This is a genomic window from Rhodococcus sp. KB6, from assembly GCF_001445685.1.
Taxonomy (GTDB): Bacteria; Actinomycetota; Actinomycetes; order Mycobacteriales; family Mycobacteriaceae; genus Rhodococcus_F; species Rhodococcus_F qingshengii.
Map to the genome: position 1 here is coordinate 1 of NZ_LNAK01000055.1, position 12,907 is coordinate 12,907.

At 63.3% G+C, this 12,907-nt stretch carries 16 protein-coding genes and 1 tRNA gene; 7 read left to right on the forward strand and 10 right to left on the reverse strand.

The annotated features are described in order from the left end of the window. Positions 1-27: 27 nt before the first annotated feature. The gene (locus ASU23_RS11225) at positions 28-654 is read right to left on the reverse strand and encodes a TetR/AcrR family transcriptional regulator (RefSeq protein ID WP_030536574.1); all 627 of its coding nucleotides are present in this window, start codon (positions 652-654) and stop codon (positions 28-30) included. A gap of 89 nt (positions 655-743) precedes the next feature. On the opposite strand from ASU23_RS11225, the gene ASU23_RS11230 reads away from it, so the two are divergent. Next, positions 744-1,205, forward strand: a complete 462-nt coding sequence (locus ASU23_RS11230) for an SRPBCC family protein (RefSeq protein WP_003940411.1) — start codon at positions 744-746, stop codon at positions 1,203-1,205. 2 nt (positions 1,206-1,207) lie between these two features. Here the strand turns inward: ASU23_RS11230 and ASU23_RS11235 are convergent, their stop codons facing one another. The 3 genes from ASU23_RS11235 to ASU23_RS11245 all read right to left on the reverse strand — a co-directional run bounded on the left by ASU23_RS11235 (position 1,208) and on the right by ASU23_RS11245 (position 3,933). After that, positions 1,208-1,855: a TetR/AcrR family transcriptional regulator gene (locus ASU23_RS11235; RefSeq protein WP_007730038.1), complete on the reverse strand. Its 648-nt coding sequence runs from the start codon at positions 1,853-1,855 to the stop codon at positions 1,208-1,210. A 97-nt stretch (positions 1,856-1,952) separates the two neighbouring features. Beyond that, complete coding sequence (locus tag ASU23_RS11240; RefSeq protein WP_003939707.1) at positions 1,953-2,714, reverse strand: SDR family NAD(P)-dependent oxidoreductase; 762 nt, start codon at positions 2,712-2,714, stop codon at positions 1,953-1,955. A gap of 73 nt (positions 2,715-2,787) precedes the next feature. Further along, on the reverse strand, positions 2,788-3,933 hold the full coding sequence (locus ASU23_RS11245; RefSeq protein ID WP_007730036.1) for an acyl-CoA dehydrogenase family protein: 1,146 nt from the start codon (positions 3,931-3,933) through the stop codon (positions 2,788-2,790). Between the two features lie 140 nt (positions 3,934-4,073). Between ASU23_RS11245 and ASU23_RS11250 the strand changes: the two genes are divergently transcribed. Both ASU23_RS11250 and ASU23_RS11255 read left to right on the forward strand, forming a co-directional pair. After that, on the forward strand, positions 4,074-4,682 hold the full coding sequence (locus tag ASU23_RS11250) for a TetR/AcrR family transcriptional regulator (protein WP_021331878.1): 609 nt from the start codon (positions 4,074-4,076) through the stop codon (positions 4,680-4,682). 26 nt (positions 4,683-4,708) lie between these two features. Next, a complete protein-coding gene (locus ASU23_RS11255) occupies positions 4,709-5,287 on the forward strand; it encodes a hypothetical protein (RefSeq protein ID WP_058037931.1) in 579 nt (192 codons plus the stop codon). A 7-nt stretch (positions 5,288-5,294) separates the two neighbouring features. Here the strand turns inward: ASU23_RS11255 and ASU23_RS11260 are convergent, their stop codons facing one another. Both ASU23_RS11260 and ASU23_RS11265 read right to left on the reverse strand, forming a co-directional pair. Further along, positions 5,295-6,536 carry an RNA polymerase sigma factor gene (locus ASU23_RS11260; protein WP_058037932.1) on the reverse strand — a complete coding sequence of 414 codons (1,242 nt, stop codon included), beginning with the start codon at positions 6,534-6,536 and terminating at the stop codon, positions 5,295-5,297. Between the two features lie 6 nt (positions 6,537-6,542). Further along, positions 6,543-6,887 carry a YciI family protein gene (locus ASU23_RS11265; RefSeq protein ID WP_058037933.1) on the reverse strand — a complete coding sequence of 115 codons (345 nt, stop codon included), beginning with the start codon at positions 6,885-6,887 and terminating at the stop codon, positions 6,543-6,545. A 140-nt stretch (positions 6,888-7,027) separates the two neighbouring features. Between ASU23_RS11265 and ASU23_RS11270 the strand changes: the two genes are divergently transcribed. Continuing rightward, on the forward strand, positions 7,028-7,504 hold the full coding sequence (locus tag ASU23_RS11270) for a DUF309 domain-containing protein (RefSeq protein ID WP_003940372.1): 477 nt from the start codon (positions 7,028-7,030) through the stop codon (positions 7,502-7,504). Further along, a complete protein-coding gene (locus ASU23_RS11275) occupies positions 7,504-8,142 on the forward strand; it encodes an LON peptidase substrate-binding domain-containing protein (RefSeq protein WP_003940076.1) in 639 nt (212 codons plus the stop codon). Before ASU23_RS11270 ends, ASU23_RS11275 begins: the two co-directional genes overlap by 1 nt. A gap of 6 nt (positions 8,143-8,148) precedes the next feature. Here ASU23_RS11275 and ASU23_RS11280 read toward each other — a convergent pair whose 3' ends face one another. From ASU23_RS11280 to ASU23_RS11295, 4 genes are read right to left on the reverse strand one after another with little or no spacing between them, the layout of a single operon-like run. Next, entirely contained in the window at positions 8,149-8,964 is an 816-nt protein-coding gene (locus ASU23_RS11280; protein ID WP_007730029.1) for a mycofactocin-coupled SDR family oxidoreductase, read from the reverse strand. 58 nt (positions 8,965-9,022) lie between these two features. After that, the gene (locus ASU23_RS11285; RefSeq protein ID WP_058037934.1) at positions 9,023-9,649 is read right to left on the reverse strand and encodes an LUD domain-containing protein; all 627 of its coding nucleotides are present in this window, start codon (positions 9,647-9,649) and stop codon (positions 9,023-9,025) included. Continuing rightward, positions 9,646-11,166, reverse strand: coding sequence for a LutB/LldF family L-lactate oxidation iron-sulfur protein (locus tag ASU23_RS11290; RefSeq protein WP_058037935.1), 1,521 nt, complete (start codon positions 11,164-11,166; stop codon positions 9,646-9,648). Before ASU23_RS11290 ends, ASU23_RS11285 begins: the two co-directional genes overlap by 4 nt. After that, positions 11,163-11,912, reverse strand: a complete 750-nt coding sequence (locus tag ASU23_RS11295; protein ID WP_058037936.1) for a (Fe-S)-binding protein — start codon at positions 11,910-11,912, stop codon at positions 11,163-11,165. The genes ASU23_RS11290 and ASU23_RS11295 overlap by 4 nt, the downstream gene beginning before the upstream one ends. Positions 11,913-12,010: 98 nt before the next feature. On the opposite strand from ASU23_RS11295, the gene ASU23_RS11300 reads away from it, so the two are divergent. Then, on the forward strand, positions 12,011-12,721 hold the full coding sequence (locus ASU23_RS11300) for a FadR/GntR family transcriptional regulator (RefSeq protein ID WP_042446958.1): 711 nt from the start codon (positions 12,011-12,013) through the stop codon (positions 12,719-12,721). A 53-nt stretch (positions 12,722-12,774) separates the two neighbouring features. Then, positions 12,775-12,848: transfer RNA gene (locus ASU23_RS11305), tRNA-Met, on the forward strand. Positions 12,849-12,907: the final 59 nt, after the last annotated feature.

The following is a 12,907-nucleotide window of genomic DNA, read 5'->3' on the forward strand; positions in this document are numbered from 1 at the left end:
ACTCCCCCACCCGCTTCGCCCCCACAGTCACTCCCCCACCCGCTTCGCCCCCACCATGCGCCTCGCTATCTCCAAATACCTCTCCACCAACTCGTCCGGAGACAACTCACCGTCCGGTCGGTACCAGACCGCGACGGCGACGCACATCGTCACCACGGCTCTGCTGGCGTCCTCGGGATGGTCGGCTTCGAACACGCCCGAGGCGACGCCGTCGAGGACGATCCGGTCCACCTGCTTCTGCTGTTCGTCGCGCTGGGCGATGTAACCAGCCCGGCTGTCGGGCTCCATGCTGCGGATCTCGGAGGAGGCGACGAACGACTGCTCGCGTCGAAACATGTGGAACCGCAACAGAGATTCGATCACCGCGTCGAAGCGATCGGAGGGATCGTCCCCGGCATCGAGTTCGGCGGCGCGGCTTCGCTCCAACAACTCCGTCATCACAACGGTCGCCAGACCGATCAGCAGAGCTTGCTTGGACGGGTAGTGGTGGTAGAGCCCCGGCACCGACAGCCCGGACCGCGACGCGACGTCACGGATCGAAGTCCCGTGATAGCCCTGCTCGACGAACGCCTCCAACGCCGCAGCGAGCGGTTTCGGTAGTCCCAGGTCTTCGTAATCGCGCCAGGACCCGCGTACCGGAAGCTCGTTCGTCATACCGATACCGTAGATCGCTCTTGCGCCGCCGCCGAACACGTCGGAGCCATTGGTTAGAGTCGGTGTTCACCGAAAGACAGGGACCAGTCATGATCCATGTTCGCCACACCGCGGTTGCTGCCGTGCCGGTTGATGTCGCCTTCGACTACATCGACAACTACCGCAATGTCCCGACGTGGATGTTCGGTGTTTCCGAGTTCACCCCGTTCGGAGAGTTCGATCAGGGACTCGGCGCCACGTTCGACGCGGCCATGCAGATCGGGCCGAGCACGTTGCGCTCCAAACTCGAGGTCACCGAGTGGGAGAAGAATCGGATCATCAAGCTGTCTTCGCTCGGCGGTGTATCCAACTCGTCCACGTGGGAGTTCGCTGCGATCGACGATTCCAAGACCGAGCTTTCCGTCGACTTCGCCTACAAACTGCCCGGCGGCATTGCCGGCAAGGCACTCGGCCGATTGATCGGGCCGTTCGTCGAAAACGCTGTCAAGAACAGCGAGGAAACACTGCGCCACAGCCTCGAGGAGCAGTTCGCGGCCCGCGGCGAAGGCTGAAACTACCCGCGGTCGCCTTCGAGTCCCAGCGCGTTGGCCCACACCTGAGTAGCCGTCTTGACGACGTCCTCGAACGGGACGGGGTTGCCGTCGGCGCCAGGTTCCTCGGAGACGAATGAACTGTAGGCAAGACGGCTCACCATCGCCGACAGTGCTCGGGAAGCCAACAGCGGGTCCAACGAGGCGTCTGCCTTGCCAGCTGCTTGCAAGCGTTCGATGGCTCGGGCATTGCGAGAAATGAAGGTCTCGGCTCGGTCCCGACGCAGTTTCGCGAAGGCCGGGTCGATGTGCGATACCTGCTCGAGTAGGCCCATGAGTTTGGCGTTGCGGCGAAAAGCCGTCAGGTAGGCACGGTTGCTCGATTCGAGGACCGCATACGGATTGTCGACGTCGCGGACCCGTCCCATGCCTGGGTGCAGCATGTCTTCCTGCGCGACGTCGAGAACTGCGGCGAAGATCTGCTCTTTGTTGTCGAAGTAGGTGTAGAACGTGCCGGTGGAGCAGTTCGCTTCCTTGGTGATGTCCGTGAGACGGGCGTCGAGATACCCTGCGCGCTCGAACACCGTTCGAGCCGCTGCGACCAGAGAAGCCCTGGTCCGGACGCCGCGGGCAGTCACCGGCAGGTCACGCAGAAGCTCCGTCGCAGCCATGGATGGTGGCGGACGGTCTTCCCAGTTCTCCTGAGGTTCGGCGCGAGAGGTCACCAGCTACTTATACGGCAAAGCCGGCGACATCTCGGCATCGGCGTCAGGTGATGGTGATTCCTCCGTCGACGGCGATGGTCTGACCGGTGACGTATCCGCCGGCCTCGGACGCGAGCCACACCATGGTGGCCGCGAGCTCTTCAGGATCGCCCATGCGGCCGAGGATCAGGCGCGGAGCCATCGCGTCCAAGTAACCGTCGTTGTATTGGTCCGTCATTTCCGACTTGAAGAAGCCGGGCGCGATCGCGTTGACGCGAATGCCCTTGCGCGTTCCCCACTGCTGTGCGAGGTCGCGGGTCAATCCGACGACGCCTGCCTTGCTCGCCGCATAGGCGGCCTGCGGGAGTCCGGCGGTCGTCAATCCGAGAATGCTCGAGATGTTGACGATGGAGCTGCCCGGGAGCATGACGCGGCCGCAGGCCTGCGCTGCCCAGTAGGACCCATTGAGGTTGATGTCGATGACGGCGCGGAACTGGTCCGGGGTCTCGCGGGTCGCCGGAACGGCAGTTCCGACGCCGGCATTGTTGACCAGCACGTCCACGCGGCCGAACTTCTCCATCGCGGCGTCGACCATGTTCTGAGCCTGAGCCGGATCGACGATGTCGGTGGCCACGCACAATGCTTCGCGGCCTGCGTCACGCACGAGCTTGGCCGTGTCTTCGAGCTTGTCGACGCGGCGAGCAGCGAGGACGACGTCCGCGCCGGCCTCTGCTGCGGCTTTCGCAAACGCCACCCCGAGGCCCGACGACGCACCGGTCACGATGACCACTCGATCGGTCAGAGAGAACTTGTCGAGAACAGACATGCGCGGTGATGCTCCTGTGTCGTCGGGTTCGGGAAGTGGCGGTTGCAGTGACGTATCGACTGCAGTTGCGAAATTACAGGCCGAGATCGCGGCCGATGAGTTCCTTCATGATCTCGTTGGATCCGGCCCAGATCTTGGTGACGCGGGCGTCCATCCACGCGCGAGCGGCGCGGTACTCGGTCATGAAGCCGTAGCCACCGTGCAACTGAACGCAGTGATCGAGGACCTCGTTCTGCACCTGCGCGGTCCACCACTTAGCCTTGGCGGCGTCGATGGCGGTCAGCTCGCCGGCAGCGTGTGCCGCGACGCAGTTGTCGACGTAGGCCTGGGTGACCTCGATGCGGGTGACGAGATCCGCGAGAAGGAATTTGTTCCACTGCAACGAGCCGATCGGCTGACCGAAAGCCTTGCGGTCCTTGGCATATTGCAGCGTCTCTTCGAGGATCGGAGCGGCGTGCGCGATGTTGGACACCGCAGCGCCGACGCGCTCCTGCGGCAGCATTTCCATCATGTGGATGAAGCCGCGGTCGATCTCACCGATGATGTTGGTGGACGGCACGCGAACGTTCTCGAAGAACAGTTCGGCGGTATCGGACTCGTGCTGGCCGACCTTGTCGAGCTTGCGTCCGCGCTCGAAGCCTTCCATGCCGGTCTCGACGGCAAAGAGGGTGATGCCCTTGGACTTCTTCTCGGGACTGGTCCGAGCCGCCACGATCACGAGGTCGGCGTTGTAGCCGTTGGTGATGAAGGTCTTGGAGCCGTTGATGATCCAGTCGTCGCCGTCCTTGACCGCAGTGGTCTTGAGCGAGGCGAGGTCGGATCCACCGGAAGGCTCGGTCATGCCGATGGCCGTCAGCATCTCGCCGGTGCAGAACTTGGGCAGCCAACGCTGCTTCTGCTCTTCGGTGGTGAGCTGAACGAGGTAGGGAGCAACGACGTCGGCGTGAATGCCGAAGCTCGAAGCAACAGCTGCACTGGCGCGCGAGAGCTCTTCGGCCAGAACCGCGTTGAAGCGGTAGTCGCCGGCTTCGCTTCCGCCGTACGCCTCCGGAACCTCGAGTCCGAGGAAGCCGTTGCGTCCCGCTTCGAGCCAGATTTCACGATCGATGAAGCGCTGGTCGATCAGCTTCTCTGCGACCGGAAGGATGTTCCGGTTGACGAATTCGCGAGCAGATTCGCGAAATGCCTCGTGATCGGGTCCGTACAGAGTGCGACGCATGACGAGTTGCTTCCTTTCGGCGTGGCAAAGCCACACGTAACGATGTTCCTAAGCATTCGCTTAGAATCTAAGCACCTGCTTATAGTGAATCGAGAGCGGGATATTGTCAACATCGAAATCCGTCACACCTGGAGGAAACCGTGAGCGATTCACCTGACGTGGTGATCAGCCCCTCCAAAGCTGCGGCCCGTATCCGCGCGGCAGCCGTGGACGCTTTTGCCTCCGCGGGCTACGGCGGCACCACCACCCGTGACATCGCCGCGCGACTCGACATGAGTCCCGCCGCCATGTACCCGCACTACCGCTCGAAAGAAGAGCTGCTTTTCGCGATCAGCTTCGAAGGCCACACCGAAGCGTTGAAGGTGGTCGAGGGCGCCGACCGACCTGGTGAAGAACCGTCCGTTCGTTTGCAGGAACTGATCAGCACCTTCGCCAGTTGGCAGGCCGGGCACCACTCACTCGCTCGCGTCGTCCAGTACGAACTCACTGCCCTCACACCAGAGCACTACCGAACCGTCGTCGCTCTTCGCCGCAGCACGACGCGGGTGGTTCGGGAGGTTGTCGACGCCGGCGTCCGGTCGGGCGACTTCACGATCCCTGATGCCGAAGGCGTCACCCTCGCCCTGATGTCCCTGTGCGTCGACGTGTGCCGCTGGTTCCCGGCCGGCAACTACACGAATCCGGAAGACATCGGAAAACTGTACGGAGACCTGGCATTGAGGATGGTGGGCGCCGCCCGAATCAGGTGACGCCGACCGCAGAAAGGACTCGGCCAGTGGCCAACCGCACCTATCTCTACTCGACCCCTGTTGCCCCGCATGAGAATCCGGCTGCCGCTCGCACCCGTGGACTCAAAGGAATCTCGGAGTGGTCGTACGCGATACCGCTGGTCCCCCGGATCCTTGTGTCCGTGAATCCGCTCCCCCGCCAGTCGATCATCTGGGACGACACCCCCGACCTGATCGCGGTCACCGCGCCCTGTGGTCCTGGTATCGCCCGGCTCGAAGACTTCCTCGGCCGCATCGATCACCCCGCACTCGGCACGATGGCCGGCGATGCGCTGCGTTTCCTGCACAGCCACACCGAACCCGACCACTACCTCGTCCTCGAGTGCGGCGAGATCTTCGACATGGACGACGAACCGTTCGCCGAACAGGGCACGGCCCTGATGACCGGTCTGGCGGACATCGACGCCGAGATGGAAGCGGCGCTGGCCACGCTCGCACCCGTCAAGCCAAGCTTCTGGGAGCGACTGTTCACGCCGACTCAGGAGAGCGTCGAGGAACCGCTACGCGAGCTCGGCCTCGGTTACTGGTCCGAGACCCTGTACTTCGATCTCGACGTCCCTCGATAGGAGCCGATCAGTCCGAGATCTCACCCAACCGACGCTCCAGGTAGGCCCGCTCCGGTTCCGTACCAACGAGTTTCAGAGCTTGTCGGTACGCGGATGCCGCTGCGTCGGTGCGCCCCAACCGAGCAAGTAGTTCGGCTCGTGCAAGGTGATACGGATGGTAGTCGGCAAGTTTGGGCTCCGCTGCCAGTTCCTCCAGCGCAGTCAGCCCGACTTCCTCGCCGTCGCGCATCGCCAACGCTACTGCCCGATTGACGGCCACGACCGGCGACGGAGTCAGCGTGAGGAGCACTCCGTAGAGAGCGCAGATCTGTGGCCAGTCGGTGCTCTCCACATCTGCGGCCTCGTCGTGCAATGCGGCGATGGCGGCCTGCACCCCGTACGGCCCCGGCGCTCCCCCGGTCAACGCGACTACGACGAGGTCGCTGCCTTCCTCGATCATCGGCTGGTCCCAGCACCCGCGATCCTGATCTTCGAGGAGGACGATCCCGCCACCGGCGTCGGTACGGGCATCCCGACGCGCGTGGACGAGAAGCATCAATGCAAGCAATCCGGCGATCTCGCGCTCATCGGGAAGCAATGCGCGCAAGATCCTCGCCAGCCTGATCGCCTCCACCGCCAGGTCGACGCGTTGCAGATCCGGACCCGAACTCGCTGCGTACCCCTCGGTGAACACCGAGTAGATCACCTGCAGAACACCGGGCAAACGTTCCGGGAGTTCTTCGGCGCTGGGAGTGCGGAAGGGAATCCGAGCCTGACGGATTTTCTTCTTCGCGCGCACGATCCGCTGCGCCATCGTCGCCGAAGGAACGAGGAAGGCCCGAGCGACTTCGGGCGTCGTCAACCCGCCGAGGCAACGCAAGGTGAGTGCGATTCGGTCGTCCTCGGCCAGCGCTGGGTGCGAGCAGGTGAAGAACAGCTGCAACCGCTCGTCGGGAAGTTCTCCGTCGACCGTGGGCGGCGCCGGGTCGGCACGATCGGCGTCCACCTGCATCACCGCCAATCGCGCCGCATAGGCCTGATCACGACGAAGCCTGTCGACGGCTTTACGACGCGCCGTGGTCAGCAGCCAGGCGCCGGGTTTAGCCGGCACTCCGTCCACGGGCCAGTGCACCAACGCGGCCTCGACGGCTTCGGAGGTGACTTCCTCGGCCAGATCCAGATCACCGAAGCGGCGGACGAGCGAGGCCAAGAGTCGTCCGCGTTCCTCCCGGAACACTGACTCGATGGAGTTCTCGGCCTGCTCGTCCACGGCGAATCAGTCCCCGAACCCGGCCAGTGGACGCACCTCGACGCTGCCGCCGTCGCGCGCGCCGGGGCACCGCGCGGCCCAGGCCAGCGCCGCATCCAGATCAGGGACGTCGATGACGTCGTAGCCGCCGAGGATCTCACGGGCTTCAGCGAAGGGTCCGTCAGTGACGGTCTTTTCTCCGGACTGCGAGACCCGAACCGTCGTCGTAGTCGTCAGATCGGCGAGGGCATCGCCGGACACCCAGATCCCGGCATCCTTCATTTCCTTGTCGTATTGCTGCCAGTCCTCGAACGTGCACTGGGGTTCGGTGTCTCCGCCGGGTGCGGTGTAGATGAGCAACATGTACTTCATGACTGACTCCTTGGTCTGTTGTTTTTCTTGCGGCTTTCCTGCCTTACAACATGACGACGAACGGTTCTCCCCGGAATCGACAGGCGACTCGAAAAAACTTTTGGCGGGTTCGTCCGAGGCGCTGCCGTTAGGCTGAGTGTATGACCGAACGCGACCGGGACGCCGCTGGGAAACCCCTCAATTCGCGGCCCCGTGACGGACTCGGACGTCCACTGCCACGCGACGCAGCGGGCGGTGTCCCGCGCATTCCGGACGATGTACGCCTGCCACCAGACGAGTCGATCACCGAGGCGCAGCGCCTCCTCGACCACGGCATGCCTTTCCACGCACACGAGATTCTCGAAGGAACGTGGAAAAGCGCGCCGCCCGAGGAACGTGACCTGTGGCAGGGACTGGCTCAGTTGGCCGTCGGGCTCACCCATCTGCTTCGGGGCAACAACACCGGCGCCGTCTCACTCCTCGGCCAGGGTCACGACCGCATCAGGCACTACGAGGTCGAGAGTCCGCACGGCCTCGATATCCCCGGTCTACTGACGTGGTCCGAGCACCTGCTCGCCGAAATCGATCGCCCCGGCGATTTCCCCGCCCCTCCGATTCCGAGGTTGAGAATCCCCTGATGCCCATCTTCCCCATGTTTCCGCTCGGCTCCGCTTTGCTACCGGGTGAGGTGTTGCCCCTGAACATCTTCGAACCTCGGTATCGCGCACTGGTCGAGAACGTTCTCGAAGCTGCCGACGGCCCACTGTTCGGAGTAGTGCTCATCGCTCGTGGCCACGAGGTCGGTGGCGGCGAATCACGTCACGACGTCGGCACTCTGGCTCGGATCGAGTCTCATGTCGCCATGGGTGCCGGGCGGTATCAGTTGTATTGCCGGACCGAAGACCGCATCCGGGTCAATCGATGGCTGCCGGACGATCCCTACCCACTTGCCGAGGTCGAATTGTGGCCTGACGAGAACAACGGAACACCAGTCACTGCTTACGAATACGACTCGCTCCTCGAGCGCATCGAGTTCATGTACGGAATGTTGGGAAAGCTCGCACTTCGGGCCGGCGAACAGACTCCGCGAATGCCCGTCCCACCGGATCCCTTGGATCCGCTGGGTTCTCGGCTGTATGCCCTCGCCAGGAGCATTCCGATGGGTGACGCCGATCGCCTGGCGATTTTGACCGCGCCAGGCGCCGACGAACGTATTCGCACACTATCGGAGGCAGTCGAGAACACCATCGAGGTCGCGCAGTTCAATCTCCTCTGAGCGCAACTACGCCATCGTCTGACCCATGTCGATGACGATCTTCGTCCCGGTGACCGCGCGGGAGAGGTCCGTCGCGAGGTAGACGACGGCGTTGGAGATGTCCTCGACGGTGGTGCGCGGGACGGACGTGAGCGGCCACTTGTACGAGTTCATGTACTCCGGATGAGTAGTGAGTACCTTACCGACGTTGGGATCGTTGCCCATCTCGGTCTCCACCGCGCCAGGGTGGATGGTGTTGACTCGAATGTCGAAGCTTCCCAATTCTGTTGCAGCAGTGCGAGCCAAACCCACGAGGCCGTGCTTGGCCGCCGAGTAGTGCGCGCAGCCGGGCGCTTCGGCGACGCCGGCAGCACTGCTCACAATCACGATGGAACCACCGTTGCCGGCTTCGATCATTGCAGGAACCGCAGCTGTCATCGTGCGCCAGACACCATTGAGATTGATGTCCACCAGCGTCGACCACTGTTCTTCAGGCATCTCCCAGAAACGGTTCCACGTAGCGATGCCCGCATTGGCAATCACGACGTCGAGGCGACCGAACTTGTCGACGCCCGACGCCACCGCCGCCCGCAGCGCCTCGAGGTCACGGACGTCCGCTACAGCGGTGACGATCTCGCGCCCCTCCGCTCGCACGAGACGAGCCGTTTCTTCGAGGTCGGCTTCAGTCGCGGCCGCGTAACCCACGTCTTCGGACACCGACGCGCACACGTCGACAGCGATGACGTCTGCACCTTCCTGCGCGAGTCGAATCGCGTGATTGCGTCCCTGACCCCGCGCTGCACCGGTGATGAAAACGACCTTGCCTGCCAACAGTTGTGTCATGGCCGGGACGTTAGACGCTGATGAGGCCGCCTGCCTGTGAGTTCCCGCTCGACGGGAATCAACCGTCGACGATGACGACGTGAAGATTCCTCGGACCATGGACACCTTCGACGCGCTCGAGTTCGATGTCGGAGGTCGCCGACGGGCCGCTGATCATGGTGGTGGGGCGCTCCGGTGTCAGCTTCGCAATCGCCTCCGGCACTCCCACTTCCACACTGCTGCGATACACGACGCAGATGTGTGTGTCCGGTACCAGTGTCAACGCACGGCGTCCCTGCGATGGACCGGCGTCGAGGAAGATGGTGCCGGTTTCGGCGCACGATACCTTCGAGCCGGTGACAACGGCGTCGAGGTTCTCGAGTTCAGGAGCCGGTACGTCCGGGCTGTCCACCACCAGCGTTCCGTCGAATCCGGCTACCCATGATCGGTCGAGGCCGGCGGGGATCCCCAGAGTGTGTAGTCCGTGCTCTCTCAGTATTCCGGCGACGGCCTCGGCGATTTCTGTTGCAGCGCAATGGTGAACGTGCGCCTTGTAGTCCACCAGACGGTCGACGAACAAATCGATGAGTTCCTCGTCGGACATGGTTCTGCCAGTCCGGTAGTTTCGCGGTATCTCGCCTTCGCGGGCGGGCGCCAAGGTGATGGCATCACGAATGCGTCCGAGCACCACGTCACGTGAATTCATCTGTCTGCCTTCCCGTCACGACGAGCCTCGTCCAATGCCGCGCGGCCTTCGTCGGAGTCCCACCAGGATCGGAAGGTCTGCTTGGGCGGTGCGGGAATGTCTCTGGCAGCTGTCCAACCGTTCAATGGAGGTGGCAACGTAGAGATCTTCCCTTTCCTGCCGGCCACGACGCGTCCGAGCCCGGCAGCTTTCTGAGCCAACGTCCACCGTCCCTCGGTCGACATCGCCAGAGAGGCGGCTTTCATCGCCAAAGACTCTGCTGTGACACCGGATTGCTCGACCTTCTGGTGCCGCAATTCGACGAGCAGCGAGGGTATGTCGATCTTGACCGGGCAGGCGTCGAAGCACGCACCGCACAGACTCGAGGCAAAGGGAAGCGTCGAGTTGGGATCGTCTTTGCCATGCATGCCCGCGAGCTGCGGAGTCAGCACCGCGCCGATCGGTCCCGGATAGGTCGATCCGTAGGCGTGACCGCCGGTGCGCTCGTAGACCGGGCACACGTTCAGACACGCCGAGCACCGTATGCAGCTCAGGGCTTCCCTCCCGATCTTGTCGGCAAGCGCGGCAGTCCGACCGTTGTCGAGGAGGACCAGGTGGAACTCCTGTGGACCGTCGTCGGGCGTGACGCCGGTCCACATGGAGGTGTACGGGTTCATCCGCTCCCCCGTCGAGGACCGCGGCAGCAGTTGCAGGAAGACCTCCAGATCCTGATACGTCGGCAGAATCTTCTCGATGCCCATCACGGTGATCAGTGTTTTCGGCAGCGTCAGGCACATTCGCCCGTTGCCCTCCGACTCCACGACGGTCAGAGTGCCCGTGTCCGCGATGCCGAAATTGGCGCCGGAGACGGCGACCGGCGTCGTCATGAACTTGTGGCGTAGAAACTTTCGTGCAGCGGCGGCAAGTTCGGCCGGGTTCTCCCCGAGGTTCGGATCGACATCTGGCATCTCACGCAGGAATATCTCCCGAATCTCGGACCTGTTGCGATGGATCGCGGGAACCAGGATGTGCGACGGTTTGTCGTGGCCGAGTTGGACGATCAATTCCGCGAGATCGGTCTCGTAGGCGGCGATTCCGTGGGCTTCGAGATGCTCGTTGAGACCGATCTCCTGCGTGGCCATCGACTTGACCTTGATGACCTCGTCGGAGCCGGTGGCTTTGACAAGTTCGGTCACAATGGCGTTGGCCTCGTTGGCATCTGCCGCCCAATGCACCTGCCCACCGCGCGCGATGACTGCAGCTTCGAACTGTTCGAGCAGTTCCGGCAACCGCGCCATGACGTCGGCCTTGATCGCCGAACCCGCATCACGCAGGTCTTCCCAATCGGGAAGCTCTCCAGTCACGTTGATGCGCTTGGCACGGATGGTGTGCGTCGCCTTGCCGATATTGCGTCGCAGTTGCGCGTTGGCCAGCTCGTGATGTGCTGCGACGGGGAATTTCTCAGTACCTCGCAGGAACCCTGCACCCTCGGGCGACCTCGGCGGGAAGCTGGGCAGACCCAGCGTCACAGCGCTCATGCGGGCACCCGGCTTTCCACCGACGCCAGAATCTCCGCGAGGTGAATGGTCTTGGCGCCCATCTGCAGTCGTGACATACCGCCGCCGATGTGCATGAGGCAGGACGAGTCTCCGGCGCTGCAGAATTCGGCGCCGGTGTCCGCAACGTGGCGAATCTTGTCCGCCAGCATGGCCGTCGAAGTCTCCGCATTCTTGATGGCGAAGGTGCCGCCGAATCCACAGCAGGAATCTGCTTCGGGGAGTTCGACCAGATCGATGTCGCGGACGTTGCGCAGCAACTGAAGTGGCTTGTCCCCCACCCTCAACATGCGCAGTGAGTGACAGGTCGGGTGATAGGTGACTCGGTGCGGGAAGTACGCGCCCACATCGGTGACCCCGAGAACGTCCACGAGGAATTCGGAAAGCTCGTACGTCTTTGCCTTCACGGTCTGCACCTGTCCACACAGCGACGCGGTGCCGTAGCGCTCGGCGACGATCTCGTGTTGATGACGGACCGAGCCGACGCACGACCCCGATGGTGCGACAACGGCGTCGATCGACGCATCACCGAAAGTATCGGCGTAGTTCGCGACCAGCGGTAGTGCGCCCGGCTGATAGCCGGTATTGACGTGCATCTGCCCGCAGCAGGTCTGCCCGGACGGAAACACGACGTCGTGCCCGAGACGGGTGAGCAGGAGGGCGGTGGCCTTGACGGCGTCGGGAAACATCGTGTCCCCGATGCAGGTGGCGAACAGCGCTACTCGCATGTGGTTCCCCGCAATCTGTCGGTGTGGTCTGACCACAGTAATACATCCCCGGACAGGCCACCCCATAAACGGCGTCCTCCCGGTTATGCTCTTGCCTCATGCCGACCGAGCCGAGCCCGCGAGCGTGGGAACAAGTACTGAGCCACCTCGAACGTCGGCTCGTTTCAGGCGAGGTGTCTCCTGGCCAGCGCCTGCCGGGAGAGAGAATTCTGGCAGCAGAGTTGGGCGTCGGACGGTCATCGGTCCGAGAAGCGTTGCGGGTCATGGAAGCACTCGGCCTCCTCAAGGCGCAGACTGGATCCGGCCCGACGTCCGGCGCGATGATCGTCGCCAAACCGACCGGCGGCATGACCATGCTGATGCGGATGCAGGTTGCAGCACAGGGCTTTCCGGTCTCGGATGTGGTGAAGACACGACTCGTTCTCGAATCCGAGGTGATGCAATCCCTGGCATCGCGGACTCCGACGCCCGACCTCCGCGCGGCCGTCGAACTGCTCGACTCGATGGAGGACGCAGCTCTCTCGGCCGAGGAATTCTTGCTACTCGACGCACAGTTCCACGTGGCGCTCGCCGACGCGGCGGGCAATCAGGTGATCGCAGCCATGATGACCGGCCTGCGCGAGTCCATCGAGGCCTACGTTCTCGCGGGCGTCCAGATCGACAGCTGGCCGAGCACCTGCATGCGACTGCGTGACGAACACCGAGGATTGGTGGATGCGGTCAACGCGGGTGACGGCGAACTCGCACGTCAGCGCATAGTCGGACACATCCGCGGTTACTACTCGGAAAGCGCCCACTCCGGCCGGTGACAGGGGGTGGTAATTGCGCCTCCAGAAGTCGTGTACTGTTGGTTTCACACCGACGCGGGGTGGAGCAGCTCGGTAGCTCGCTGGGCTCATAACCCAGAGGTCGCAGGTTCAAATCCTGTCCCCGCTACAAAGAAGAGGCCCGTAGGTTGCGAAAGCGACCTACGGGCCTTTTGCTGTGCGCCTTTA

Coding starts and splice junctions, on each gene's coding strand:
- ASU23_RS11275 (WP_003940076.1), top strand. CDS start 7,504: ATGCCCATCTTCCCCATGTTTCCGCTCGGCTCCGCTTTGCTACCGGGT.
- ASU23_RS11225 (WP_030536574.1), bottom strand. CDS start 654: ATGACGAACGAGCTTCCGGTACGCGGGTCCTGGCGCGATTACGAAGAC.
- ASU23_RS11295 (WP_058037936.1), bottom strand. CDS start 11,912: ATGCGAGTAGCGCTGTTCGCCACCTGCATCGGGGACACGATGTTTCCC.
- ASU23_RS11245 (WP_007730036.1), bottom strand. CDS start 3,933: ATGCGTCGCACTCTGTACGGACCCGATCACGAGGCATTTCGCGAATCT.
- ASU23_RS11235 (WP_007730038.1), bottom strand. CDS start 1,855: ATGGCTGCGACGGAGCTTCTGCGTGACCTGCCGGTGACTGCCCGCGGC.
- ASU23_RS11240 (WP_003939707.1), bottom strand. CDS start 2,714: ATGTCTGTTCTCGACAAGTTCTCTCTGACCGATCGAGTGGTCATCGTG.
- ASU23_RS11300 (WP_042446958.1), top strand. CDS start 12,011: ATGCCGACCGAGCCGAGCCCGCGAGCGTGGGAACAAGTACTGAGCCAC.
- ASU23_RS11285 (WP_058037934.1), bottom strand. CDS start 9,649: ATGAATTCACGTGACGTGGTGCTCGGACGCATTCGTGATGCCATCACC.
- ASU23_RS11265 (WP_058037933.1), bottom strand. CDS start 6,887: ATGAAGTACATGTTGCTCATCTACACCGCACCCGGCGGAGACACCGAA.
- ASU23_RS11230 (WP_003940411.1), top strand. CDS start 744: ATGATCCATGTTCGCCACACCGCGGTTGCTGCCGTGCCGGTTGATGTC.
- ASU23_RS11270 (WP_003940372.1), top strand. CDS start 7,028: ATGACCGAACGCGACCGGGACGCCGCTGGGAAACCCCTCAATTCGCGG.
- ASU23_RS11290 (WP_058037935.1), bottom strand. CDS start 11,166: ATGAGCGCTGTGACGCTGGGTCTGCCCAGCTTCCCGCCGAGGTCGCCC.
- ASU23_RS11280 (WP_007730029.1), bottom strand. CDS start 8,964: ATGACACAACTGTTGGCAGGCAAGGTCGTTTTCATCACCGGTGCAGCG.